The sequence below is a fragment of the Microcoleus sp. MON2_D5 genome, from assembly GCF_036701905.1.
Taxonomy (GTDB): Bacteria; Cyanobacteriota; Cyanobacteriia; order Cyanobacteriales; family Microcoleaceae; genus Microcoleus.
Map to the genome: position 1 here is coordinate 101,704 of NZ_JAUBRM010000005.1, position 23,062 is coordinate 124,765.

Here is a 23,062-nt window from a genome sequence, read left to right on the forward strand (position 1 = left end):
CTGTTCGGGTGAGGTCATCAGTTAGCAGCTCAAACATAATAAGGTATAAAAAAGCAATGATAGTCCCAACCAAATCAGAAAGCAATACCGAGTTAATTGCAATGCTTGGCAAATTAGGGGCGCTGCGATCGGGTGAATCGGCTCGCCTAACAGCGGTTTGTGTTTGAGAACTCCGCGATAGGAATTGGTACCTCCTAGTTGTACTCCCAAGATGGCGGCGTAAACGCACTCGCTCCAACCGGAATTGGGGCTGGCATCTTTAACAGCATCTCTCTGACAAATTTGCCAAATGTAAATCGGTTTGCCCGATATAAGGGCTAAAGTAATGACTGTTAGGCGGCAAGGAATCCACGTCAGCACGTCTTCTAGTTTGGCGCTAAACCATCCTAAATCAGTGTATGGTGCTTCTTTGTAGCCGATCGTAGAATCTAATGTGCTGGCTGCTTTGTAAGCGATCGCCAAGGGGACTATAGCACTCGCCCACATCGAGTTAGGATCGATCGGCCCAGCGGTAACACTTAATAATAGATGCGGCAGAGCGAACCCAAGTAAGGCATAAAATAGCGGTGCTGTCACACCATCGACTGCATTCTCTGTTACAGTTTCTAACAATGCTCGCAGAATTTCTGGCTCGGATAAGTTTTCGGTATCCCGGCCGACGTAAAGGCTCAACCTTTCTCGCGCCTTGACTAAATCTCCAACATTTAAAGGTGCTAGCACATCCTCTGCAGCCGCCCTCAAACTGCGACCTGCAAAACAGCTTGCCAGCAAAATGGTGTCTAGGGCAATACCTAAAAGAGGATGCACCCAACTACCAGCTTGGACGATCGACCAACTGACAGTATAACTGCCTAGAATCAGCCCGATCGCTAGTATTGTACCAGCACATCGTAGCAGCAGTTTGTGCTGCTCGCCAGGGGGACGATCCGCTGCTTCAGGCATTTTGCCTGCGGGATTATTCCATATATTAAAGACAAGTCTAGTATAGCGGTCGATCGCCCAACCCATCGCCTGCACGGGATGCGGCCAACCCCAAGGATCGCCGATCGAATAATCCAACACCGCAGCTAAAATCAAAACAGGAAATTCATCCGGCATCATTATATATTGTGTCAAACTTGATAGTCCGTCCGAGCAAGAGCGCTCGCAATGGTAGCGCAGGTTTTAACTACTCCTACCCTTGCGGACTTTGATTTTTGAGCTGCAATTTTAACTGCTGAGATTACTTTCGTCGCGGAGCAAGTGTACGTTCTGCTCCCAATTAACACCGTCAAAGGGTAGGATCTGAAAGTGTTCGATGGCATCTGAGTCAAGGCAGCGGACGTTGACATCGAAATGATCGGGATGCGATCGGGGGCGATAGAACGAGTGAATGCCGCAAATTCGGCAGAAAGTATGTTGAGCAGTTCCTGTATTAAATGTATAGGTGGTCAAAACATCTTCGCCACTGAGCAAGGTAAAACGTTCCGGCGGCACAATGAGGTGCAAAAATCCCTTCTTTTTACAGATAGAGCAGTTGCAATCAGATGCTTCGTGTTTGTCAACGGCTACACGGAAGCGGACAGCTCCGCAGTGACAGCCGCCAAAGTAGGTAACAAGTGTTGCGTCCATGTGTGATTGCTGGCGATCGAATGAATGAACTTACCATTTAAATGATAAAGCTAGTTTCTTCCCCAAGAGCCGCTTGCCAACTGCGGACATCATAGTATAAGTCTTCGAGGGAAATACTGTACAGCGCTTCGGCAAGTTTTTTGTGCAATCGGTTCCACAAACTGAATGTTACCCAGTCCTCTGCTTGCGTCGCATCGGGAAAATGTCGAGGTAAAGGTTCAATAGTTTCACCTACAGCCTCTAAGATTTGTCCTAAAGAGATTTGAGCTGGCTGGCGGGCTAATTGATATCCTCCTTGGGCACCCCGAACAGATTGGACTAAACCGGCTCGTCGCATTTCAATCAGCAATTTTTCTAGATACGGAGCAGGTAACTCCTGTCGCTTCGCTATCGATTTCACCGATGTCGGGCCAAAGCGAGGTTGCAAACTTAGATCCAGTAATGCTTTGACACTGTAGTGTCCGCGTGTGGTTAACTTCATGGGATTTTAAGAGCGGGGCAAATATTCAGCTAGCTGATAGCTGATAGCTTATGCTACCGACTTTAGAGATTGCTCGCACCGGCTGCAGCTACTCCTCAAGAAAGACTACAGGTTGTTAAAAATATTTAGATAATAGTGGTTAACAATTGAGCCGATCGGTGTAATATGGTTTTACGACCAGCTATAAAGCTAAAGTTTCTTGGCCAAACAAAAAACCAACCGAGAAAAAATCCGTACACCAGTTGAATATTTCAGGACTCAGTAAATGGCTAAAAGGAAAAATATCGAACCCCTTGAAGGTGAAGGTCTGATCAAAAAGGTCAAAGACCTAGAGAACCTTACCAAGGAAGAAAAAGCTAGAGCCTGTGGCTACTACACCGTTACCAAAAACGGCGTAGAACGGGTCAACATGATGAAATTCCTGAATGCGCTGATTGATGCAGAAGGCATTCAGCTAGACGGGAAGCAAAACGGCAACGGACGCGGCGGACGCTCGGCCAGCTATCGGATTAGCGTTCAATCTAACGGCAACTTACTGATTGGAGCCGCCTACACCAAACAAATGGAACTCCAGCCGGGAGATGAATTTGAAATCTCTCTGGGACGCAAGCACATTCACTTGCGCCAAATCGATCGAGAAGAAGAAGAAGAATCCTAGGCTTTTACGACTTGCTTTGACTTCTTGCTTGAACTGGTGGGTTTGACTTCAAGCATTGACTGCAAGCAGAGAGTTGGCTCTGAAATCTTTCTGTGAGCCTAAAAAGTATGGCTTCTATAGATGGCAATGGCTCGACAAAAGCCAGTGCCACCACTTTATATTTTCCGAGAATACCTATTCTCGCCCCTCGCTATATCCGTGTGGACAAGCGGGGGATTTTCCGCGTAGCTGTTGAAGAGAAGTTCTGCAGCCAATTGTGTACGGGATTTAACGGATGTAATTGATGAACCGAAGAGGTTTGAAGGAAGAATTAGGTTTGGTTGAGCTAGGAAACCCACTAAAGCAAGAAAATGGCAGAGGTATTCTCCGCTAACACTGCGTCATACCAGTTAAAAAAAAGAATGCAACTTTAGCGAAGCTCGAAAGCACGAGCTTCATGATTCATTCCCAATTATTTAACCTAAAATCTAAAATCTAAAATCTAAAATTGTATAAGTCTCGTGCTTGCTCCTGATTTGTGTCTGTGTGGGAGGGGTTTTGAGGGCAAGGAAACACCTCGATCGCCCCTAAGTGAAATTACAGGCAGGAACAGTTAAAGTGTTAGGGAGCAATTAGTCACCAGCCTATGCCGTTGCCCCGATTCGCGAGTAAAACTTCTCAACACCAAACAAAAATCTCCCTGCGTCGCCTTCTAGTGGCCTCTTTTGTGCTGCAAATCGTCGCAGCAGTCGAGATTGTCGGGTATCTGTCCTTTCGCCCTTTCGCAACGGAGACAAAGCAGTCGAAGAGCTCGCCGAGAAATTGATTGCCCAGACGGGGAAGAGAGTTGAAGAAAAGCTGATTTCTTTTCTCGAACCTACGCAGTGGGTAAATAAACTTAACGCTGAAGCGATCGACCGCGGTGAATTAAACTTACAGTTAGAAAGGCCCTAGCCTCGGGGAGAGAAGTTCCTCTGGCAGCAAATGCGATGTTTTAAAAGCATTCAATGGATATCCTTCGGTGCTGAAAAATCAGGAGAATATCTCGGCATTTGGCGCAACCCACGGATAACAGCTTGCAAATTGTCGCCGCTAACAAGTCTACCAACTCTGACAACATATACTAAGCTACAGACAGCCTAGGCACGCGCACCGCTAAATTAAAGGCAGAACCAGCAACCTACGATGCCCGCCTGCGCCCCTGGTACCAAGAAGCTGTCGCAGCGAACAAACAAAGCGATTTGGACGAGTATTTATCCTGGTTTTACTCGCGGGACTGTTTTTATTGCTGCCAGCCAACCGATGCGCGATCGAAATGGTAAATTGCTGGGAGGTAGTGCCGTAGAATTTTCGCTTTCGGGGCTTTAGCAATATCTCCATCGCATCAAGCTTAGCAAAACGGGACAAATTTTCGCGATCGAACGATCGGGCTTGCTGGTTGCCAGTTCAAGTCAAGAATCACCCTTTAGAAAGATGCCAAGAAAGCAGCAACGGCAGCGGGTGAATCTTTTAGACAGCCAAACTCCTGTCATTCGCACCGCAGCTAAATATTTGTACGAACACTTCGGGGGCTTTGGCGACATTAAGCAGCGGCAGCAACTGAAATTTAGGGGAGACGGGCAGGAAGATTTTGTGGAAGTGCTGCGGTTTTCTGATAGTTACGGTTTGAACTGGCTGATTGCGATCGCAGTTCCCGAATCCGATTTCATGGGGCAAATTAACAAAAATACGCGCACTACAATTTTACTTTGTTCGGCGGCGCTGCTGCTATCGACAATTGGTGGAGTGCTGACAGCTAGGTGGGTAACGCTGCCGCTGCAGCAGCTCAACGAAGCAGCTAAAGATATCGCCGCCAGAAAGTGCGTGCTGTTACTGTCAGTAGGCTTGATGAAGTCGGCGAATTAGCGCAGTCTTTCAACGAGATGGCAGCTCAACTGAAAAAGTTTTTTCCAGCTTTGGCACAAAGTGAATAAAAATTTGTCCAACTGGTAGAAAATTTGCCTGTTGGAGTCTCGACGATAACTCCGGGCGGCGCAGTTATTTTCATCAATTCGGCGCGAGAGCAAATATTGGGTAGGGGAGAAATGCCCGATGCTAGCGCCGAAGAGCTACCACAAGCTTATCAAGCTTATATAAATTAGCGAACACTGTTCCCGGAAAACTTTATCCTATAAACTTGCTGTCGGGCACGCAAGGCGCAGCTAATGACTGATGAATGATGACTGATAACTATTCTTGATATTTTGTAATTTGTTTGTGTTGAGAAAATATTCTACAGTTATTGATATCAATCAACAACTGCTCTTCTTCAGGCTTGTCTGACATATTCACTAAATTATACTGAACATTGTCTCCATAAATAGTTAGAGCTATCTGGCTCAATTCTAAAAAATTAATGAGCCACTCACATTCAGTAGCCGAGTCATCTTGATAGTATTGAATTAATCTGGCACAACAAAGTTCTAAGTAGGTTCTAGAATGGGGTGAAATTAAAATAAATTTGAGAATTAGAATTGCTAGTGTTAAAGGATTTAGTTGAGTGGCGAACAGTAGAAATAAGGCTGTTGGTTTCCCGGAATTTTCCACAGTCAAACATTTGATTAGATAATTGCAAGTTCTGAGCTGCAGGCCAGTGCTCAAAGTGTCTCCGTCATTTTCTGGATGAAAAGTCTCTAAAATATTAATTATTCTCACTTGGTAAATATCAGTACGTAAAAGTTTAGATTGGTAATTAAATAAATACTTAATTAGATAGTCCTTAAACTGCTTGTAAGTAATATTTTGAGTTTCTCTAAGAAAAATATTTGCTAAGCTGCGATAGCTTAAGGAGCCGCGGTTGACCAAAATTATTTTGATTAAACGCAGGGCTTCATCTCCTAAAAGTGTGGGATTATGATAATTATTTAATTGGGATGTAGCAGACTGAGAGCGAGAGGTATACATTGCTAGGTCAAACTTGTATTTTTCTTTGAGCTGCTGCGACAATAGTCTGGCAGCTTGGCGTTCTTCGGGGGTGTTGTTAGCATCTAGATATTGAGCGGCTAGCAAATAAGGCTGATAGCGAGAAGTCCAGTGATTTTGTAGTGGCTGGTAGTCATCGTACTTTAATACAAATAACTTTAGCTCTTCATAGTCTTTGCTGCTGAGAAAGTTGCTCAGCCACACTCTCAGTATTTTGAGACAATTGTCGGGGTGGGGTTCCCTAAGGGTTCTATCGCTAATAATGTTAATTAAGTCGCGAGCCAGTTGGTATTGTTTCTGAGTGACCCAGTTATTTAATAAGATGTAAATGCAGCGTGTAAATAAGTAGTTAAATTCGAGTTGAGAGTCAAATTTAATTATTGTGTCTAAAGCTTGAATTAATGTGGGGTTAGCTGGAGGAATTAATTGGATAAATATGTTTTGAAATTGTTGCCAAACTACTTCGGAAGCCGAGTTTTTGATGTGATATATAAAAAATTTGTAAATGATATCTTGAGCTGCGGAAACCGTCAGCGCTGATTTTTGTAATTGAGCTGTTGGCTGAGGGGCGAGATCCTCTGGTAATACATTGTTTGTCAGAGCAGGCAGAACTTTTGACTCTGTTGTTTCGGATTGAGAGGAAAAGTGCTGAGATGGCATAGCGTCCTCGCTCAGATGATCAATACACTATTATAGTTATCATCCTTGATTTGCAGCTAATAATTTAGTGTTTCACTTGGCTTTTGTCCAGCTACAGTTAACCCCCCCGATCGCCTTTTTGGTAAGCGGAAATCGAGGGGGTTAACTGTTATTTGTCAAGTATCTGAGAAGATCAAGCAGGGTTCGCTTCGGCTCGTCTTTGTAGCAGGCGGGCAATTTCAGCTTTTTCTACAAGTCCTACGAGGACGCCGTTTTCGCGAATGACGGGGAGTTCTTGTACTTTTAGCTGTTCCAGGAGGGTGACTACTTCGAGGAGAGATAATTCTGGTTTGACGGTTGTGGAAAACTCGATCGGCTTCAGGAGCTCTTTAACTAAAACTTGGGGCCAGGTTCCGGTAGGAATGGTTTTGAGGTCATCAAGGTCGATCGCCCCTACCAATTGTCCGGCATCATCTGTTGCCAGGAACCTGCGCCAGGTTTGAGTGCTACCGATCACGTAGTTGTTGGCAAATTCTCTGAGGGACAAGTCTTGGGAGACGATCGGACTTTCGGGGGTCACAGCATCTGCGGCTGTCAGCCCTGCCAGTTTATTTTGGACTGTGGCATATTGGGCAGATTGACCGGCATTTTGCAGTAAGAACCAACCGATTACTAGATTCCAAATATTGCCGAATACGCCTGTAGCAATGGCAATCCAACCAATTATTTGACCGACGCGGCTAGCAAAAATTACACCTTTGTAAGGGTTGCCAGTAATTTTCCAGACGATCGCTTTGAGGATGTTGCCGCCGTCGAGGGGCAAACCGGGAATTAAGTTAAATAAGGCTAAAACTAAGTTGATGGAAGCTAAAAGTCCGACGATGGCGCCTGCGGGGCCTGTGAGACCAGCACCGATGCCGATCGCTGTTAACAAACCGGATAACAATAAGCTCACCAACGGGCCTGCAATCGCTACCCAAAATGCTTCGGCTGGGGTTTTAGATTCTCTTTCTAAATTAGCCAGTCCGCCAAACAGAAATAGCGAAATCGATTTCACGCCAATTCCCTGTTTAATGGCTACCCAACTGTGTCCTAATTCGTGGGCTAAGACGGAAGCAAATAACAGTAACGCTGTGAATAATCCCAGCATCCAGGGCGCTACGGGGCCCAATGTGGGAAACAGGGCAGCTAGTGCGCCGCCGTACTGCCAGGTTACTAAACCCAGAACTAAAAACCAAGATGCGTTGACAAAGAAGGGAATCCCAAACAGGTTGCCGACGCGAAATGTACCGTTCATAATGGCTACCTCTGATTTTACGAATGAGAGGTTTTTCTCTCTGTCTCCTTATCGTAACGAAACGTAACGGGGATGTTAATGCTTCAATTAGGGTGTTATCCGTCTGTGGAGGTTCGGTTTGCGGAATAATCACCGCCGACTGCGGTTTGGCCCGCTAGGGGTTAAAAATCTTTATCTCAAAACGGAAGTTCTCGCTATGAGACTTGAGGAGGATATTTGTTTTAGTTTTCTGTTTTAATTTTCAATGGGTTTTAACTCACATCTTGCACCTCTGTCATGAACAGGCAAGATGCCTGTTCCACAACAGATGAATTTTCTTTCTTGTGGGCCGTTGCTCCTAGCCCGCCCATAAAAGCCTTATTGAGAATGGTGCAACATCTAACTTTTAACCGAATGCCAGCTTTGAGAGGGGGAATAAATCCCCCGGCTGACTATTACAACTGTGGCAAGATATCAGTTTCAAGCAACTTTAGCTATAATGACTTACCCTAAGAATAGTTTTGGTGCTAATAATTATGCCAGAATCTTTTTTGCTCGGCCGGCTGCTGCTGCAATTCAACAGCGAAGCGGCTGATATTATTACAGACTTATCCGCTGTTGCTTTAACTCCCGATGGTCATTTGTGGCTGGGTTCCGATGAAACGACTTCGATCGAGCGTTTGTCGCCTGTCGGGCCTCATATTTTTGGAGAACATCAAAGATTTGCGATCGCCGATTTTATCGATTTTTCCGAACAAGCTGGTGAAATCGATATTGAAGGAATTGATTTCAACAGCGATTATCTTTGGTTTGTGGCTTCTCACAGCACCAAACGCAAGAAAGCTAAAGGCCAAGACCCGAATAAAGACATTCAAAATTTAGCCAAAATAGAAACGGAGGTCAACCGTTATTTGCTGGCACGAATTCCTGTAAAAAACGGGAGTTTGTGCAAGTCAATTTCCCATCCGGAAAATCCCAAAAACCAACTGAAAGCGGGATACCTTCAGCCGACAAAAACGGGGAATTTGCTGACTGATGCGCTGAAAGATGACAGCCATCTCGGTCTATTTTTATCTGTGCCGATTCCTAGTAAAGAAAATGGTTTTGATATTGAAGGATTGGCGGTGCGCGGCAATCGGATTTTTCTTGGTTTACGGGGACCTGTACTGCGGGGTTGGGCGATAATTTTAGAAATAGAAGTGCAAGAGTCTAAACAGGGGGTTTTAAAGCTAAAGGCTATTGGTGAAGCCGGCAAGTTTTACAAGAAACATTTTGTTGATTTGAACGGTTTGGGGGTGCGAGAATTGTGCTGGAACGGGGAAGATTTGATTGTTTTAGCCGGGCCGACGATGACTTTATCGGGGGCGATGAGGGTTTTTCGGTTAAAGGGGATATTAGGGCGATCGGGCGACAGTATTACTGGACAAGATGGGGGAGATTTGGAGGTATTGTTTGACTTGCCTTTTAAGGTTGGTACGGACAATGCTGAGGGGTTGAGCCTGTTTCCATATTTGGGGGAGCAGAATTCGCTGTTAGTGGTTTATGATTCGCCGGATGCGGGGAGAATGGTTGAGAAAAATGGTATTCTTGCGGATATTTTTAGGTTAGGTTTGTAGTGGCGCTGTCTTCGCTAAAAAGGTTTAAGATAACTGTCCATAAACTATTGTAGGCTACTAGCAGTAGTAGGGTGCGTCAGAAGGGGAGATACTTGGGAGAATTAATCTGCCATGAAATGACGCACCATGCGATTAGGAAGGTGCGTGTGATGGGATTTTTGGGAGAATTAATTAGACCTTAACTGACGCACCCTACAAGTGGGGTCAATTGTCGATCGCATCCCTCCGCCGCTGGCTGTAGCGTTTCAATTCATCAATTAAGTGAGTATCGTTAGATGCTGTTCTCGCGCCCGCTTCCGCCGCCCAGCGCTTCAAATCTTCAATTTGCGATCGCGCGATCGCAGCTAAAGGTACAGTATCCTCGATCGACCTCAAAATATCCTCGGTCATCAAATCCCGGCGCTGTCCGTTTACAAAAGTTCCAAACGCCCGATACAACCCATCTATTACCACTTGTTCAATTTCTGCACCGCTAAAATTCTCAGCGCGTTTCGCCAAAACCCCCAAATCAAACTCGCGCAATCTAGTCGGCCGCAAACGCTGCAAATGCACTTTAAAAATATCTTGCCGTTCCGATTCAGAGGGCAAATTTAAAAAGAAAATTTCATCAAACCTGCCTTTTCTGAGCAACTCAGCCGGCAAAATCCTGACGTTATTTGCAGTTGCGACAATAAACACCGGACTGGTTTTTTCCTGCATCCAAGTAATCAAACTGCCGAATACCCGGCGCGAAGTTCCCGAATCGCCGTCGCTACCGCTGATAATGTTGCCGAAGGCTTTATCTATTTCATCGATCCACAAAACGCAAGGTGCGATCGCCTCTGCTAATTGTATCATTTGCCTGACGCGACTTTCGCTTTCCCCGACCACGCCGCCAAACAATCTCCCAGTATCCAATCGCAACAGTGGCAAACGCCATTCTGAGGCGATTGTTTTCGCAGATAAAGATTTGCCTGTGCCTTGAATTCCTACTAACAAAACTCCTTTCGGATTCGGTATGCCGTAGCGACGCGCTTCGTCAGTAAAAGCATCTTGCCGCATCTTTACCCATTGCTTCAAATTCTCCAATCCGCCCACACTTTTTAGGGATTCTCGGGAGTTGAAAAACTCCAAAATGCCCGTTTGGCGAATTGCTTGCTGTTTTTCCTCCAAAACTCCGTCAATATCTGACTCGTTAATTTGCTGTTTGGCGGCCAAAGCTTTAGCCAAAACCCGCCCGATTCTAGCGCGGCTCAAACCCTGACAAGCTTTAACCAACTGTTCCCTTGCTAAACCGCTAACTTGCAACTGTTGCGGCTTTTCCACAACGTGGGAAATTAAACTGTCGATTTCTTGGACGTTGGGCAAAGGAAAATCAATTACTGTTACTTCTTCTTTCAATTCCTCCGGCAATTCCAGCGTGTGAGAAGTAAGAACTATAGTTTTTTTGCTGCGCTTCAATTCCCGCGTTAAATTCCGCAATTCCCGCACTACCGCCGCATTTTTTTCGCTGTATGGATATTTCAAAACAGGGTGCAAATCCCGCAGTACAAATATGGTATATTCTTCAACAGCAGTTTTGCTGACGCGATCGAGCGCCGCCATTACCGAACCTTTCCCAGAAGCATTATCTTCCCAGCCGCGGACGAGATCCCAGAACAACACCCGGCGCGCGGGAGTTACTTGCAGCGCTACTTGGGCAATTACAGCCTCGATCGGTTCCTCCTCGACGCCGACAATGTACAGCAGCGAATAGCGGGCGCGAATCATCAAATCTATTCGCTTTACCAGGGCGTCGAAGTGGTTATTTTTACTGCCCTTGACGGTATCTAATTCTCGGGATTGAGGGTAATTTTCGGTCATTTTATTTGATATTTTAGATGTATATTCAACTTTATTAAATATTTTGTTGGCAGTCAGGACTTTAGCCCTTAAAAAGGATTTAACCGGAGTCAAGGTTTGTAGTAAGGACTTGAGTCCTTAACAACTATTTAAGCGGACTAAAGTCTGTACTGCGAACGTTAAAATTATAACAGGATAGTCCGCAAGTGACTACTTAGCAACTTTTCGAGCTTGTTTCACCATTTCAATGAGAGTGTGGTGAGCATCTTCGGCGTCTTTTAAAGTGCGATCGAACTTAACTCTGACAGGCACTGTTTCGTCCTTGACTTTAGCGGTTAAATCCATACCGTTGGCATCAATAGCGAGCATTTGAGCTTCTGTTGCCTCTGGTTGGTCGCCTAATGCTTGAGCGTATAGCACGACAGCACTAGCGTGGTCTTCGTTCATGTGAGTGCAGATGCGATCGCTAATCTCAGTAGAAAACGGTTCTGACATGGGAGATTCCTCAGATGCAATATCGATCGATTGTACTGCGATCGGTACAAAGTTCTCAAGAGCGATGAATTGCATCAAGAGTTATGAGTGATAGAAAAGGAGGAATAAGGAAGAACCAGAAGACAATAATATCGAGCGCGTCATTAATTTTAAAAAATTTAATTTTACATAATTTGTGAAAAAATTAGTATGAGTAATTTCACCCTTACCACGGGCTGACCTCAAGCACCCCAGAGGGTTTTAACACTACCTTAAATTGATAAAAATGCTGATGTTTCCCAGCCTGGCGAAAGGAAGAAAGAGAAACTTCTCGAATAAAATCAGCCGCTGCTTGGTTCAGCGGCTGACAATCTATAATTACCCCTTTTTCATTCACGGCAACCCGATAAACTAATGAAGTTTTGAAGGTGGGAGTCGAGCGCCAACTCTTGTCAATTTGGTCGTAAACTTTCCGGTTCAACTGTGCAATTTCACCGGGGGAGAGAATTTCAGAAGGTGCTGCCTCTACCTCTGGTGCTGGAGAATTAACCTGAGTCGCACTCGGGACAGGTACAGGCCAAAGCTTAATAGTTTCATCTCCGCTACCGCTGGCTAAAACAGGATTTTGAGAGCTAAAAGCAACTGACCAAACAGGCTTAGAATGATCCGCAAAATTTGTCATCAGTTCGCCTGTTTTCAAGTTCCACAGCTTGATAGTTTTGTCGTAGCTGCCACTAGCTAAAGCCTGTCCATCCTGGCTAAAAGCAACTGACTGCACCGGGCCGGAATGCCCTGTTAATGTATGCAGAACTTTGCCATTTGTAAACTGCCACAGCTTAACAGTTTTATCCGCACTGCCACTCGCTAAAGTTTTGCCGTCAGGACTAAAAGCAACTGAGTTCGCCGACCCAGAATGCCCAGTGAGGGTGTAATTGCCGCCATCATCAAGCCACCAAATCTTAATAGTTCCATTCTCGCTGCCGCTTGCTAAAATTTTACTGTCCGGGCTAAAAGCGACAGATTTAATCCAGTCTGTATCTGGAAGTGTGCTGAGTAGTTTCCCATCGGAAAAATTCCACACTTTTACAGTTTTGTCGGTACTTCCAGAAGCGAGTAACCTTCCATCAGGACTGATACTTATTGCCTTGACATCATCCGCATGACCTTTCAAGGTATTGATGAGTATGCCAGTTTTGAGATTCCACAATTTAATCCGGTTATCCCAACTCCCGCTAGCCAAAACATTGCCATCAGGACTAATGGCGAGGGATTCAATTGCATCGGTATGTGCTTTTAAGGTGTAAAGTAATTTGCCGGTTTCCAAGTTCCAGATTTTGATAATGCCGCCATAACTCCCGCTGGCTAAAGTTTTGCCGTCGGGACTGAGTGCGATCGCGTAAATCCACCCAGAATTATCTTTAAAACTGCGAGAATATTGAGTTAACAGCCCCGATTTAAACTGCGATACAGTTGTTTCCAATTCCGGAAGCGACCTAGACCAGCCGATGCCCGCCGCAGTTACAACCGCTGTTAGTGTCCAGGCTGCTGAAACTTTCCATTTAACTGCTTTTGATATCATAAATATGGCCTCCACCACTCACTTTATGTAAAATAAATTTCCAGATTTCAAGCCCAGAAATTGATAGAAGATTTTTCGGCTGCATTCTACCTTTGAGAAATACTATCCAAGACTCTTGTTAGCACTGTTACTTTGCCTTCTGTTGGCTGATGTTTTTGTGGTCTAGATTGCCGCTCAATCAAAATTCGACCGAGAAATAAAACTATTGTGGCGGTTATAGCTGCAATTCCAACAGGCGTTAAATATGTCCAGTGACCGGCCATTTTATCCCAGATATGCCCGGTTACTAAGAACATAGCAAGGTAAGTGAGACTCTGCAATTTTTTCCAATTTTTCTTAAGTCTTTTCACGCTCCAATCGTTAGAGGTGATAGCCAAAAGAGTAAAAATAATGAATGTTGATACTCCCTGGAAGTAAACAAAATAAGTTTTGATATCAAAAATATCAAAGTTTCTTTGTTTGAAAAAGATGAATCCGTGAAGTACAGCTAAAAAGAAAGAGATCAGACCAATGAAACGGCGATATTTCAGCAGCCATTGGGGAAAGCCAGTTTTTTTTGTTCCAGGGAAAACAATTCTCAAATTTGTGGGAAGCAGTGTCAGAATATAGCCTGCTAAGGCCGCGAATCCCAGGAGACTCGCCTGAGAAAATGTATCTAAATCCATCGGTGAAAGTTGCATAACTTACTCTAATTGCTAAGGAAGTAAACTCCAAATATGCCTTGCTCTTCCGTACTTAGTGTGCCAAATTATTAGTTTTCTGGTGTCCTACACCATAGCTGGCTAGGATTTCAAGGCAATCGCCCCGAGTTGAGCAAGTTGCCCGCAAGCCGATGTAAATAATCTCAAAGCCTTACCTAGCAAAGCCTTGAGGCTAAAGTGAAATTTAACCAGCACACTCAGGACGGAATCGCAATATGCCGAGAGTAACATTTTAAAATCGCCATGTCAATTAAGTTTGAAGTTTAGAAAAAGTCTTCGCCAAAATAGCTGGTTAAAAGTTTAGTTTTTAGCTATAAAAAAAGGTCAGTATTAGCTGACCTTGGGTTGAGGAGATTAGCTGAACTTTTTGCTAGGTATCGCGCCCAACTACAAACTGGTAATACCAGGGTAAGCGCATCTAATTTTGTATTTAAAAATACAGATTATTGAACCCACTTGTAGATTGATAGAGACAATTTGAGTATCAAAGATGTTATGTAGTATGCTTGTAAGAAAAAAGTGTCTATCTTACTTAACAGGTCAGTCTTATGGCATCAGGTTTCAAATCTCGAAAACACAGGATTAAAAGCTCAAAAAGATTGAGTATAGCTCAGGCGACTGCACTGACAGAAAAAATGGCATTAGTATTTGGTGATATCAAAGACCCTCGTGTAGAAAGAACGCGTGTCCATACATTAACAGATATTTTGAGCGTTGGAATATTGTCAGTAATTGCAGGAGGTAATGGATGGGAAGACATGGAAAATTATGGATTAAGTAAATGTGAATGGTTGGAGCAGTTTTTAGCTTTACCAGGAGGTATCCCAAGTGCAGATACATTTCGACGAGTCTTTGAACGCATTAATCCCAAAGTATTTGAGCAATGCTTTCGACGTTGGATAGAATCGATAGTTGAGGTAGTAGGGGCGCAGGTAATTCCCATTGATGGTAAGACTATCAAAGGCTCATACGATAGAGAGCCGGGGAAATCAGCTTTACATCTAGTGAGCGCTTGGTCGAGTCAATATCGTCTTGTTTTAGGACAAGTAAAGGTAGCAGATAAATCTAATGAAATTACTGCAATTCCTGCCTAATTAGAGTTATTAGATATGGCGGGATGTATTATTACGATTGATGCAATGGGTACGCAAACAGCCATTGCATCCCAAATTTTTTAGGCTAAAGCTGATTACCTTTTAGCCCTTAAAGCTAATCATCCTACACTCCACGGACAAGTAAAAGATTGGTTTGAGCAACTATTGTCTCAAGGGTTTGAAGGTATTATCCATAGTTATGACCAACGAGTAGAGATCGCGTCACCATCGGACTGAAAAACGATCCTGTTGGTGTGTTCCTATTTCTCAATTACCAACTTTACATAACCAAAAAGATTGGGTTGGTCTTCAATGTGTTGTCATGGTAGTCCGGGTCAGACATCTTTGGAATAAAACTACCCATGAAGTTCAGTTTTATTTAACGAGTTTGGAATGTAATGCTCATAAATTGGGGCAAGCTATCCGTCTACATTGGGGTATTGAAAATGGTCTGCATTGGACTTTAGATGTCACCTGGAATGAAGATGCTTGTCGCGTCCGTACTGGTCATGGGCCACAAAACTTAGCCTTGCTGCGACGAATTGCTCTTAATGCTTTAAATCTGGAGCAATCTTGCAAACGTAGTAATCGCCAAAAATCCAATCGCGCCGCTATGGATAATAACTATATGCTGACTATTCTCGCTGCTTGTTTATTCCCCCATGATGATGCCTCTCAACCCGCTTGTCAATAGCCTTTGAGATGCGCTTACCCTGCTGGTAATACCCCCTTTCGATAAGAGAGGACTGAAGTCCTCAATACCAACTGCCCAGCCTAACTAAAAGATCGATCGTCAAACGGCAATTCATCAAACCGCGAATCAATATCAGCCTCAGAATTCGCAACAGGGGAATTAGCGGGAGATGCCGGCGGCTTAACAGAATTCACCTAGGGTACTGATAACTTGGCCGCAGGTTCCGATTTCTGTAGGTTAACTACCGGCAACTCGCCGCCATTTTCTCCATTTTTGCTCGTTTGATTCCACATCATCATTCCCAGCAAACCATCAACCAAACCGCCGCCGCTACCGTTGCCTGTTACCGCAACATCCGGCACAACTCGCACGTTGCGATCGCCTATAATTTGCATTAACTGCAAAGCCGTATAACCGGAACCTCCCAAAGCCACAACACCCGCGCGATAAGCTTCAGCTTGAGCATTTCCCTTCACCCGAATCGACTAAGCTTCGCCTTGAGCTTGTTTAACCTGAGAATTCGCTTTCAACTCAGAAATCTTCACGTCGGCGTTGCTTAATCAGGGTATGAAAAAAATCACTTGAAAATCCCGAAGTTTTGTGAATACTGGTTTCTATGACTTGCATATTTAGCCTTTCATACCCTAAATCAGCCACGCCAAAATCTTTATTTTAAAAGCTTACTCTACACTGAATATACCTTTTGTCAATTGGGGAAGTTCAGTGTAATTGGTGATTGGTAATTGTAGGTTGGGTAGAACGAAGAGAAACCCCACCTACAATTACTATTAACAGTCCAAGTCACAAGTCAAAAGTTAACAGTCAACAATTAATTGTTAACTGTTGACTGTTAAAGTGAATGCCTGTGCCGAACTCGCTAGAAACTGCGTGAATGGCTGTTCAGTCTCTCGATTTAGAAGTTTTGGAGAGCTTACCTTCAAAAGGTTGAACTCCACTATTTGGATAGTTGTCATCGCTGGGGCTAAAAATCCGCACCGCTGCTTCCGAAACGTAACGCATCGCGTTTGTCAAAGATTTAGAAAGATTCATAGAATCTGCCTCTCTTAATCTGGGTTCTGATACTTATTAGATTACTCGGATTTTTGGGCTATGGATGACTTTAGCAATATTTATTTGAATTACTTATTGGTCTGCAACATTGAAGCAAGCTGAAGGTTTTAGGAATTACGCATTGTTGGACGATCGACCTTTTGCTGGTAGATTTTTCCTTGGTCAACTCAAGCAGTCGCGATCGCCCTCCCGACGCTCAGAAACCGGGTTGTCTAACTCTATTCAAAGGCTGCAAGGAAATATTTTCGCAAAAAACCCGGAACGCTTGAGTGTTTGTGCTTAATTCCTGAGTTTGTTAAATTAAATATTTATATTGGTTTTACCATAATATTAATGTACAAATTAACCGAAATCCGCTAAGAAAGGGCATAATCAGCGAATTTCTCCGACAAATATATGTAATCTTTATCAAAGATTTACAAAAAGATATGGTGTTTGTCACTATAATTAAAAAAAAGAAGTTTGTCCGGGGTTTTTCTTATGAAAACTACCACAGAAAGCCTGCAGCTCACAGGTTTTGAAGAAATCTTAGAAGACCGGGAACTAACGGTTTCTTCAGCAGATTACAGCCTTTTGACCGATCTCTACCAGCTAACGATGGCCGCTTGTTATGTCGGGGAAGGGCTCGACGGGCGGGTCGCGAGTTTTGAATTATTCGCGCGCAGGCTGCCAGGGGGTTTTGGCTACGCGATCGCGATGGGTTTGGCCCAAGTTCTCGATTATTTGGAGAAATTTCGGTTTTCGCCGGCGCAAATTCAGGCTTTGCAGTCCACTGGGATTTTTGCCGGCGCCCCGGAGCAATTTTGGACTTTACTCGCCACAGCCCGCTTTACTGGCGATGTTTGGGCGGTGCCGGAGGGGACGGCGGTGTTTGCCAACGAGCCTCTGCTGCGAATTGAGGCTCCTCTGTGGCAGGCTCAGTTAGTGGAAACTTATTTATTGAATACCATAAATTATCAAACTTTGATTGCGACGCGGGCAGCGCGGCTGCGCGATGTGGCGGGCCCGGAGGCTAAGTTGCTTGAATTCGGGACGCGCAGGGCTTTTGGGCCTCAAGCTGCTGTTTGGGCGGCTAGGGCTGCTCTGGCTGCGGGATTCGACGGAACTTCTAATGTTTTGGCTGCTTTGAAGTTGGGCCGCAAGCCTGTCGGTACGATCGCCCATGCTTTGGTAATGGCTGTGGCTGCCCTCGAAGGCAGCGAGAATCAGGCGTTTGCAGCTTTTCACCGCTATTTTCCGGGGGCGCCGCTGCTGATCGATACTTATGATACTGTGGCGGCGGCGCGGATGTTGGCCGATCGAGTAAACAGCGGTGAAATGCAGTTGGAAGGCGTGCGGCTGGATTCGGGCGATTTGGCGGTGCTGTCTCGGGAAGTTCGATCGATCCTTCCGGGCGTTCCAATTTTTGCTAGCGGCGATTTGGACGATCGAGAAATTGCGAAATTAAAAAGTAGCGGCGCTTGCATTGACGGTTACGGTTTGGGAACCAAGTTGGTCAGCGGTTCCCCTGTCAACGGTGTTTATAAGTTGGTGGAAATTGACGGAATTCCGGTGATGAAAGAGGCAAGCGGCAAGGTAACATATCCAGGAAGAAAGCAAATTTTTAGACATATTGAAAATGGGCAAATTCTCGGAGATTGTTTGGCGTTGTCCGGAGAAAATATTAAGAATTGCGATTCTATACCATTAATGAAATTGGTTGTCAAGGACGGCAAACGAGTCCAGAACGAGGAAAGTTTGGACGATATCGCCAAACGAACGGCTGCTTCTGTCGCCAGTCTTCGACCCGAAACTCGCCAACTTGACAACCCAATTTCGCTGCAGGTGGAAATTTCTCCAGATTTGCAGAGTCTCACCCAAAAAACCAAAAAGAGTCATTAGTCAGTAGTCCACAGTCAACAGTCAACAGTCAACAATTACCCATTACTCATTACCGATTCCCTATGCAGAAGATTGCTCTTTTTGGAACCAGTGCCGATCCACCCACAGCAGGACACAAAACAATTCTGAGTTGGCTTTCCCAACATTTTGATTGGGTAGCAGTTTGGGCGTCGGACAATCCTTTTAAGTCGCACCAAACTTCTCTAGAACACCGATCGGCAATGCTGCTGTTAATGATTCAAGAAATTAATTCGCCCCGACACAATCTTTGCTTGCATCCAGAACTCAGCAGTCCGAGGACGCTAGAAACTGTGGAACAAGCAAGAGTGCTGTGGCCGAATGCAGATTTGACGCTGGTAATAGGTTCGGACTTGGTGGGGCAACTGTCTCGCTGGTACAAATTTGAACAATTGTTAAAACAAGTGGACTTGCTGATAGTACCGCGACCCGGTTATCCCTCCGAACAATTAGATTTGTGGCAGTTGAGGCGGATGGGTGCAGACGTGGCGATCGCATCTTTGAGTGCTCCCAATGTTTCTTCTACTTCCTATCGGGAAACAGGAGACAGGGAAGCTCTGACTCCGACCATCGAAGATTACATCAATAGGGAGCATTTGTACGCATGGCACGAGGCACGAAAAAGGGCGAAGGTTGCTCATTAGCTGACTTTAAAGTAGGAGTAGATAATGTGATTTTCTCCGTCGATGCCGTGCAGAACCGCTTGTTGGTGCTGTTGGTAATGCGGCAAGACGAACCGTTTATCGATTCTTGGAGTCTTCCTGGTACTTTGGTGCGTCAGGGCGAGTCTCTTGAAAATGCGGCTTACCGGATTTTGTCTGAGAAAATTCGGGTAAAAAATTTGTATCTGGAGCAATTGTATACTTTCGGAGAACCGGGGCGCGATCCTCGGGAATTTAGCAGGGGCGATCGCTATCTTTCGGTGAGTTATTTTGCTTTGGTTCGCTTTGAGGAAGCTGAGTTAATTGCTGGGAGTGTAGTCGCGGGTGTGGGCCACCGCGTCGGCGGCATTGCTTGGTATCCCGTGCAACAAGTTCCACAGCTTGCCTTCGATCACAATCAAATTCTCGAATACGGATACCGGCGACTGCGTAACAAACTTGAATACAGTCCGGTAGCTTTTGAAGTTTTGCCGGAGCTTTTTACTTTGAGCGATTTGTATCAGCTTTATACAACTATTTTGGGGGAAAGTTTTTCGGATTATTCTAATTTTAGATCTCGATTGTTAAAATTGGGTTTTTTGTGCGATACCGGTGTTAAGGTTTCGCGCGGGGCTGGCCGCCCTGCTAGTTTGTACCGCTTTGATGCGGCCGCTTTTGCTCCTTTCAAAAATAAGCCGCTGGTGTTTATTTAGCTGTTCCTTGGATGACATTCGGGGAGCAATTTAGTAACATTAGAATAGAAGCTATTAAGGAGTGCAGGCTATGAAAGACCCTGATGAATGCGCTAATATTAACGAAGTTCGGGAGGAAATTGATATTATCGATCGAGAAGTGATCGAGGCTTTGAGCAAGAGATTTCAATACGTCATCGCTGCAGCAAGGTTCAAAACGAGTGAAGCTAGCGTTAAAGCGTTCGATCGCTTTCACGATATGTTACAGCAGCGGCGCGAGTGGGCTAAAGAGTCGGGTTTGAATCCTGATGTGGTTGAAAATATTTACCGGGATTTGGTAAATTATTATATTGAGGAAGAGTTGAAACATTACAAATCTAAGTAAGTTTTTGCTAGATTCAAATCTAGGACTATAGGAAAGTGAGTCCGCGCGGGCGGATTGTTAGCAATATTTATTAAGTGATTTGGTGATATGAAAATTGCGATCGCACAACTCAATCCTACTATTGGTGATATCTTTGGCAACTCCAACCTAATTCTGGAGGCTGCGAAAAAAGCTGAGGTTGAGGGCGCAAACTTATTGCTAACACCGGAACTTTCCCTGATCGGTTATCCGCCGCGCGATTTGTTAATCAATCCGAGTTTCATTGCAGATGCAGGTGCACAGTTGCTGCAACTGGCGCAAGCTTTGCCACCGGAGTTGGCAGTCATAGCTGGCACTGCCTTACCTAATGCTAATGCTGTTAAACTCGGCGGAAAATCATTGTTTAATAGCGCTGTTTTGTTGCAAAATGGCGCCGTCAAACAAGTTTTTCATAAACGCTTGTTGCCTACTTATGATGTATTTGATGAAGATAGATATTTTGAACGGGGAGAAAACAGCAATTACTTTTCTCTTGGCGAACTCAAAGTCGGCGTGACAATTTGTGAAGATTTGTGGAACAATGAGGAGTTTTGGGGTAAACGCACTTACGCAGGCGATCCTATTTCCGATTTGGCAAAATTGGGTGTAGATTTAGTGCTGAATTTGTCGGCATCGCCTTATTCTGCGGGGAAGCGGGGAGTGCGATCGGCGATGTTGCAGCACAGCGTCATCCGCTGCGGGATACCGATTATTTACGCTAATCAGGTAGGGGGAAATGACGATATTATTTTTGACGGCAGCAGTTTTGCTGTGAATCGAAAGGGTGATTTAATTCAGGTATTAGCTTCTTTTGAAACTGATTTTGCGGTGCTGGAATATGACGCAGCTAAACAAGATTTAGTTGGCAGCCATCAGCAAAATGCAGCAGGAAGTGAGGCTGCGCCGTTGAGTTTTTACCCTGCCGAGGGAGATGCAGAAATTTGGTCTGCTTTGGTTTTGGGAGTGCGAGATTATGTTCGCAAGTGCGGTTTTTCTAAGGTTGTACTCGGTTTGAGCGGCGGGATAGATTCGGCTTTGGTGGCGGCGATCGCCAGTTGCGCGATCGGGCCCGAAAATGTTCTAGGGGTGCTGATGCCTTCTCCTTATAGTTCAGATCATTCGGTTAATGATGCTTTGGAATTAGCCCGAAATCTGGGCATGGCGATCGAACTATTGCCGATCGGCGATTTGATGAAAACTTACGATCGCACTCTCGCCAATTTGTTTGTCAACACAACTTTCGGGATTGCTGAGGAAAATATTCAATCGCGGATTCGAGGCAATCTGTTGATGGCCATTTCTAATAAGTTTGGACCTTTGTTGCTTTCGACTGGCAATAAGTCGGAAATGTCGGTGGGTTACTGCACTCTCTACGGCGATATGAATGGGGGATTGGCGGTGATTTCTGATGTACCGAAAACTCGCGTTTATTCGCTTTGTAGGTGGCTTAATTCTGGGAGTGAGAATGTAAAAAATCAGACCGAGTTGGAAAACGAAATTATTCCGGTTAATATTATTAGTAAGGCGCCGAGTGCTGAACTGAAACCGGGACAAATTGACCAAGATTCTTTGCCGGATTACGAGGTTTTGGATGACATCTTGCAGCGGTTGATCGAACATCACGAATCGGCCCAACAAATTGTCGCTGCAGGACACGATGAAGCCGTGGTTAAACGTGTAGTAAAATTAGTGAGGCAAGCGGAGTTTAAACGGCGGCAAGCAGCCCCGGGTTTGAAAATTAGCGATCGAGCTTTTGGTACCGGTTGGCGGATGCCGATCGCCAAATCTTCATTCTATTAAACGCATCATTAAACGCAAAATGGTTAACATCGACGGTAGTTTCGGCTTCGATTTTCTCCTGGGAGCTCTCAGCAACGATACGATTAGAGGATTTGCGGGTAATGATACTGTTCAAGGTTTGGGGGGAAACGACCGCATTTTTGGCGATCGGGAAAATGATTTGCTAGCAGGAAATGAAGGCGCTGATACGCTGTCGGGCGGTCAGGGAACCGATACACTCTATGGAGGACAAGACTCCGATTGGATATTTGGCGATCGGGGTAACGATTTGCTAATAGGCGGCGAAGGCGGGGATATCTTGACAGGAGGCGCGGGCGAGGATTTATTTGTGATTGAAAGAACCGCCGCCGGATCTACTATTACTGAAGCCGATATAATTACAGATTTTGGCAACGGCAATGATAAAATTGTCTTGACAGAAGGCATGAAGTTTAGCGATTTAGAGCTTTCTGTTTCCGACAACCAAACTATTATGAAAGATAAAAATTCGGGCAAATATTTAGGAGTTGTTTCGGGAAATTATAATCTGACTGAATCCAACTTTATGTCGCTGTTTGGCCAACTAGATAGGGGTCAGCTTTTGCCAATTTCGGTTAACACGATTATAGCCGATCGCGCGATCGGACTGGAAGTGGCGCAAACTCCCCAAGAACAAGCCACAGGTTTAATGTTTCGGACAGAATTACCGGAGGACAGAGGAATGTTTTTCCCGATCGAACCAGCGCGAAACGTGCGTTTTTGGATGAAAAACGTGTTGATTGAACTCGATATGGTTTTTCTGCGGGAAGGCGTAGTGCAGGCGATAATTCCTAACGTACCGCCGTGTTTGACCGAAACCTGCCCCAACTACGGCCCGGATGTTCCCGTTGACGGAGTGATCGAACTAAGAGGCGGAAGGGCGGCCCAATTGGGACTCAAAGTTGGCGATCGGATTCCCAATTTACCCTAAAAGGTATATGATTTTATCGCAGC

General features: G+C 44.9%; 24 protein-coding genes and 1 pseudogene. 14 read left to right on the top strand and 11 right to left on the bottom strand.

The features are described 5' to 3' along the window. Positions 1–21: 21 nt before the first annotated feature. The 3 genes from cbiB to QUA47_RS03285 all read right to left on the bottom strand — a co-directional run bounded on the left by cbiB (position 22) and on the right by QUA47_RS03285 (position 2,092). Positions 22–1,101 carry an adenosylcobinamide-phosphate synthase CbiB gene (cbiB, locus tag QUA47_RS03275; RefSeq protein ID WP_333429728.1) on the bottom strand — a complete coding sequence of 360 codons (1,080 nt, stop codon included), beginning with the start codon at positions 1,099–1,101 and terminating at the stop codon, positions 22–24. Between the two features lie 108 nt (positions 1,102–1,209). Further along, on the bottom strand, positions 1,210–1,611 hold the full coding sequence (locus QUA47_RS03280) for a GFA family protein (RefSeq protein WP_333429697.1): 402 nt from the start codon (positions 1,609–1,611) through the stop codon (positions 1,210–1,212). Between the two features lie 37 nt (positions 1,612–1,648). Then, positions 1,649–2,092 carry an Rrf2 family transcriptional regulator gene (locus QUA47_RS03285; RefSeq protein ID WP_190656033.1) on the bottom strand — a complete coding sequence of 148 codons (444 nt, stop codon included), beginning with the start codon at positions 2,090–2,092 and terminating at the stop codon, positions 1,649–1,651. Positions 2,093–2,357: 265 nt separating this feature from the next. On the opposite strand from QUA47_RS03285, the gene QUA47_RS03290 reads away from it, so the two are divergent. From QUA47_RS03290 to QUA47_RS03305, 5 genes are all read left to right on the top strand, one after another. After that, complete coding sequence (locus QUA47_RS03290; protein ID WP_333283270.1) at positions 2,358–2,750, top strand: AbrB family transcriptional regulator; 393 nt, start codon at positions 2,358–2,360, stop codon at positions 2,748–2,750. A gap of 1,164 nt (positions 2,751–3,914) precedes the next feature. Continuing rightward, positions 3,915–4,097: a PDC sensor domain-containing protein gene (locus QUA47_RS03295; RefSeq protein ID WP_333429698.1), complete on the top strand. Its 183-nt coding sequence runs from the start codon at positions 3,915–3,917 to the stop codon at positions 4,095–4,097. A 105-nt stretch (positions 4,098–4,202) separates the two neighbouring features. Further along, the gene (locus QUA47_RS03300) at positions 4,203–4,634 is read left to right on the top strand and encodes a hypothetical protein (protein ID WP_333429699.1); all 432 of its coding nucleotides are present in this window, start codon (positions 4,203–4,205) and stop codon (positions 4,632–4,634) included. Next, positions 4,589–4,702, top strand: coding sequence for a HAMP domain-containing protein (locus tag QUA47_RS30915; protein WP_190656026.1), 114 nt, complete (start codon positions 4,589–4,591; stop codon positions 4,700–4,702). Before QUA47_RS03300 ends, QUA47_RS30915 begins: the two co-directional genes overlap by 46 nt. A gap of 24 nt (positions 4,703–4,726) precedes the next feature. Then, positions 4,727–4,870, top strand: a complete 144-nt coding sequence (locus QUA47_RS03305; protein WP_333429700.1) for a hypothetical protein — start codon at positions 4,727–4,729, stop codon at positions 4,868–4,870. A gap of 88 nt (positions 4,871–4,958) precedes the next feature. Here QUA47_RS03305 and QUA47_RS03310 read toward each other — a convergent pair whose 3' ends face one another. Together QUA47_RS03310 and QUA47_RS03315 are read right to left on the bottom strand one after the other, a co-directional pair. After that, positions 4,959–6,350 carry a hypothetical protein gene (locus tag QUA47_RS03310; RefSeq protein WP_333429701.1) on the bottom strand — a complete coding sequence of 464 codons (1,392 nt, stop codon included), beginning with the start codon at positions 6,348–6,350 and terminating at the stop codon, positions 4,959–4,961. 172 nt (positions 6,351–6,522) lie between these two features. Then, the gene (locus tag QUA47_RS03315; RefSeq protein WP_333429702.1) at positions 6,523–7,626 is read right to left on the bottom strand and encodes a site-2 protease family protein; all 1,104 of its coding nucleotides are present in this window, start codon (positions 7,624–7,626) and stop codon (positions 6,523–6,525) included. A 515-nt stretch (positions 7,627–8,141) separates the two neighbouring features. Here QUA47_RS03315 and QUA47_RS03320 point away from each other — a divergent pair. Then, positions 8,142–9,221 carry a DUF3616 domain-containing protein gene (locus tag QUA47_RS03320; protein ID WP_333429703.1) on the top strand — a complete coding sequence of 360 codons (1,080 nt, stop codon included), beginning with the start codon at positions 8,142–8,144 and terminating at the stop codon, positions 9,219–9,221. 204 nt (positions 9,222–9,425) lie between these two features. On the opposite strand, the gene QUA47_RS03325 is transcribed toward QUA47_RS03320, so the two are convergent. The 4 genes from QUA47_RS03325 to QUA47_RS03340 all read right to left on the bottom strand — a co-directional run bounded on the left by QUA47_RS03325 (position 9,426) and on the right by QUA47_RS03340 (position 13,760). Next, positions 9,426–11,063 carry an AAA family ATPase gene (locus tag QUA47_RS03325; RefSeq protein WP_333429704.1) on the bottom strand — a complete coding sequence of 546 codons (1,638 nt, stop codon included), beginning with the start codon at positions 11,061–11,063 and terminating at the stop codon, positions 9,426–9,428. 189 nt (positions 11,064–11,252) lie between these two features. Then, on the bottom strand, positions 11,253–11,612 hold the full coding sequence (locus QUA47_RS03330; protein ID WP_333429705.1) for a DUF2470 domain-containing protein: 360 nt from the start codon (positions 11,610–11,612) through the stop codon (positions 11,253–11,255). 130 nt (positions 11,613–11,742) lie between these two features. Next, positions 11,743–13,095, bottom strand: coding sequence for a WD40 repeat domain-containing protein (locus QUA47_RS03335; protein ID WP_333429706.1), 1,353 nt, complete (start codon positions 13,093–13,095; stop codon positions 11,743–11,745). Positions 13,096–13,181: 86 nt separating this feature from the next. Beyond that, a complete protein-coding gene (locus QUA47_RS03340; RefSeq protein WP_333429707.1) occupies positions 13,182–13,760 on the bottom strand; it encodes a ferric reductase-like transmembrane domain-containing protein in 579 nt (192 codons plus the stop codon). Between the two features lie 584 nt (positions 13,761–14,344). Between QUA47_RS03340 and QUA47_RS03345 the strand changes: the two are divergent. After that, positions 14,345–15,584: pseudogene (locus QUA47_RS03345) on the top strand (ISAs1 family transposase). 194 nt (positions 15,585–15,778) lie between these two features. Here the strand turns inward: QUA47_RS03345 and QUA47_RS03350 are convergent. Further along, complete coding sequence (locus QUA47_RS03350; RefSeq protein WP_333429708.1) at positions 15,779–16,060, bottom strand: hypothetical protein; 282 nt, start codon at positions 16,058–16,060, stop codon at positions 15,779–15,781. A 424-nt stretch (positions 16,061–16,484) separates the two neighbouring features. Next, a complete protein-coding gene (locus tag QUA47_RS03355; RefSeq protein WP_190658982.1) occupies positions 16,485–16,634 on the bottom strand; it encodes an isochorismate synthase in 150 nt (49 codons plus the stop codon). A 109-nt stretch (positions 16,635–16,743) separates the two neighbouring features. Here QUA47_RS03355 and QUA47_RS03360 point away from each other — a divergent pair, with 109 nt between their 5' ends. The 7 genes from QUA47_RS03360 (at position 16,744) to QUA47_RS03390 (ending at position 23,039) form a co-directional block, all read left to right on the top strand. After that, positions 16,744–16,938, top strand: a complete 195-nt coding sequence (locus QUA47_RS03360) for a hypothetical protein (protein ID WP_333429709.1) — start codon at positions 16,744–16,746, stop codon at positions 16,936–16,938. Between the two features lie 197 nt (positions 16,939–17,135). After that, entirely contained in the window at positions 17,136–18,536 is a 1,401-nt protein-coding gene (locus tag QUA47_RS03365) for a nicotinate phosphoribosyltransferase (protein WP_333429710.1), read from the top strand. 62 nt (positions 18,537–18,598) lie between these two features. Continuing rightward, complete coding sequence (locus QUA47_RS03370; RefSeq protein ID WP_333429711.1) at positions 18,599–19,198, top strand: nicotinate-nucleotide adenylyltransferase; 600 nt, start codon at positions 18,599–18,601, stop codon at positions 19,196–19,198. Continuing rightward, entirely contained in the window at positions 19,159–19,908 is a 750-nt protein-coding gene (locus tag QUA47_RS03375) for an NrtR DNA-binding winged helix domain-containing protein (RefSeq protein ID WP_333429712.1), read from the top strand. The genes QUA47_RS03370 and QUA47_RS03375 overlap by 40 nt, the downstream gene beginning before the upstream one ends. Before the next feature lie 70 nt (positions 19,909–19,978). Continuing rightward, entirely contained in the window at positions 19,979–20,272 is a 294-nt protein-coding gene (locus QUA47_RS03380) for an isochorismate lyase (protein WP_190734853.1), read from the top strand. An 87-nt stretch (positions 20,273–20,359) separates the two neighbouring features. Further along, on the top strand, positions 20,360–22,090 hold the full coding sequence (locus QUA47_RS03385; RefSeq protein ID WP_333429713.1) for an NAD+ synthase: 1,731 nt from the start codon (positions 20,360–20,362) through the stop codon (positions 22,088–22,090). A gap of 19 nt (positions 22,091–22,109) precedes the next feature. Continuing rightward, positions 22,110–23,039: a DUF192 domain-containing protein gene (locus QUA47_RS03390; protein ID WP_333429714.1), complete on the top strand. Its 930-nt coding sequence runs from the start codon at positions 22,110–22,112 to the stop codon at positions 23,037–23,039. Positions 23,040–23,062 lie beyond the last annotated feature (23 nt).

What these genes read in the sequence shown, in the direction of transcription:
- cbiB (WP_333429728.1), bottom strand. Translation starts at nt 1,101, where the DNA reads ATGATGCCGGATGAATTTCCTGTTTTGATTTTAGCTGCGGTGTTGGAT.
- QUA47_RS03280 (WP_333429697.1), bottom strand. Translation starts at nt 1,611, where the DNA reads ATGGACGCAACACTTGTTACCTACTTTGGCGGCTGTCACTGCGGAGCT.
- QUA47_RS03285 (WP_190656033.1), bottom strand. Translation starts at nt 2,092, where the DNA reads ATGAAGTTAACCACACGCGGACACTACAGTGTCAAAGCATTACTGGAT.
- QUA47_RS03290 (WP_333283270.1), top strand. Translation starts at nt 2,358, where the DNA reads ATGGCTAAAAGGAAAAATATCGAACCCCTTGAAGGTGAAGGTCTGATC.
- QUA47_RS03295 (WP_333429698.1), top strand. Translation starts at nt 3,915, where the DNA reads ATGCCCGCCTGCGCCCCTGGTACCAAGAAGCTGTCGCAGCGAACAAAC.
- QUA47_RS03300 (WP_333429699.1), top strand. Translation starts at nt 4,203, where the DNA reads ATGCCAAGAAAGCAGCAACGGCAGCGGGTGAATCTTTTAGACAGCCAA.
- QUA47_RS03310 (WP_333429701.1), bottom strand. Translation starts at nt 6,350, where the DNA reads ATGCCATCTCAGCACTTTTCCTCTCAATCCGAAACAACAGAGTCAAAA.
- QUA47_RS03315 (WP_333429702.1), bottom strand. Translation starts at nt 7,626, where the DNA reads ATGAACGGTACATTTCGCGTCGGCAACCTGTTTGGGATTCCCTTCTTT.
- QUA47_RS03320 (WP_333429703.1), top strand. Translation starts at nt 8,142, where the DNA reads ATGCCAGAATCTTTTTTGCTCGGCCGGCTGCTGCTGCAATTCAACAGC.
- QUA47_RS03325 (WP_333429704.1), bottom strand. Translation starts at nt 11,063, where the DNA reads ATGACCGAAAATTACCCTCAATCCCGAGAATTAGATACCGTCAAGGGC.
- QUA47_RS03330 (WP_333429705.1), bottom strand. Translation starts at nt 11,612, where the DNA reads ATGCAATTCATCGCTCTTGAGAACTTTGTACCGATCGCAGTACAATCG.
- QUA47_RS03335 (WP_333429706.1), bottom strand. Translation starts at nt 13,095, where the DNA reads ATGATATCAAAAGCAGTTAAATGGAAAGTTTCAGCAGCCTGGACACTA.
- QUA47_RS03340 (WP_333429707.1), bottom strand. Translation starts at nt 13,760, where the DNA reads ATGGATTTAGATACATTTTCTCAGGCGAGTCTCCTGGGATTCGCGGCC.
- QUA47_RS03355 (WP_190658982.1), bottom strand. Translation starts at nt 16,634, where the DNA reads ATGAATCTTTCTAAATCTTTGACAAACGCGATGCGTTACGTTTCGGAA.
- QUA47_RS03365 (WP_333429710.1), top strand. Translation starts at nt 17,136, where the DNA reads ATGAAAACTACCACAGAAAGCCTGCAGCTCACAGGTTTTGAAGAAATC.
- QUA47_RS03370 (WP_333429711.1), top strand. Translation starts at nt 18,599, where the DNA reads ATGCAGAAGATTGCTCTTTTTGGAACCAGTGCCGATCCACCCACAGCA.
- QUA47_RS03375 (WP_333429712.1), top strand. Translation starts at nt 19,159, where the DNA reads ATGGCACGAGGCACGAAAAAGGGCGAAGGTTGCTCATTAGCTGACTTT.
- QUA47_RS03380 (WP_190734853.1), top strand. Translation starts at nt 19,979, where the DNA reads ATGAAAGACCCTGATGAATGCGCTAATATTAACGAAGTTCGGGAGGAA.
- QUA47_RS03385 (WP_333429713.1), top strand. Translation starts at nt 20,360, where the DNA reads ATGAAAATTGCGATCGCACAACTCAATCCTACTATTGGTGATATCTTT.
- QUA47_RS03390 (WP_333429714.1), top strand. Translation starts at nt 22,110, where the DNA reads ATGGTTAACATCGACGGTAGTTTCGGCTTCGATTTTCTCCTGGGAGCT.